Genomic DNA, 589 nt, shown 5'->3' with positions numbered 1-589 from the left:
GGGGAGTACAGCCATGACACGATATGTTTTGACCGATGACATTTGGGAACAGCTTCAAGTCACCATGAAAGCAAAGGGTTGCCACCGCTGGCCCAATGATCGAAATGTGATGGAAGCAATACTCTGGAAACTCCGAACCGGCGCTCCCTGGCGCGATGTTCCAAGTGAGTTTTGCCCCTGGAAAACGGCCTATAATCGCTTCAACCGCTGGGCCACCAAAGGACTGTGGGAGCAATTTTTTTTGAGCTACGAGGCGAAATTGATGCGGAGTGGGTATTCGCCGACGGAAGTTACCTCCGCGCTCACCAGCATGCGAGTGGAGCTCGGCATGGAGAAGAGCGGGCCATTGGAAAATCACGAGGAGGAGCTACCACCAAACTTCATATGCTCGCCGATGCGCATGGAAATCCGGTCGATTTTGAAGTCACTGGGGGTAACGTCCACGACGCCACGGTTGCAGAGCACCTCATAAAGAAGGTCGATCAAGCCGACCACTTCATTGCTGACAAGGGCTATGATTCAGAGGGCATCCGTGACCATGCCAGGGCAGGGGGCATCAACCCGATCATCCCCAAAAGATCAAACAACA

Annotated in this window: 1 pseudogene; it reads left to right on the top strand. The window is 53.5% G+C overall.

Annotated elements, in window-relative coordinates:
• Positions 1 to 13 precede the first annotated feature (13 nt).
• A pseudogene (locus ACT3TJ_RS18030) lies at positions 14 to 589 on the top strand (IS5 family transposase); the annotation flags it as partial.

The sequence above is a fragment of the Halomonas sp. AOP30-A1-24 genome (genome assembly GCF_052378165.1).
In the GTDB taxonomy this organism is placed as follows: domain Bacteria; phylum Pseudomonadota; class Gammaproteobacteria; order Pseudomonadales; family Halomonadaceae; genus Vreelandella; species Vreelandella citrativorans.
Note: the sequence above shows the minus strand (reverse complement) of the source record. Positions and strands in the feature narration are given on the sequence as shown.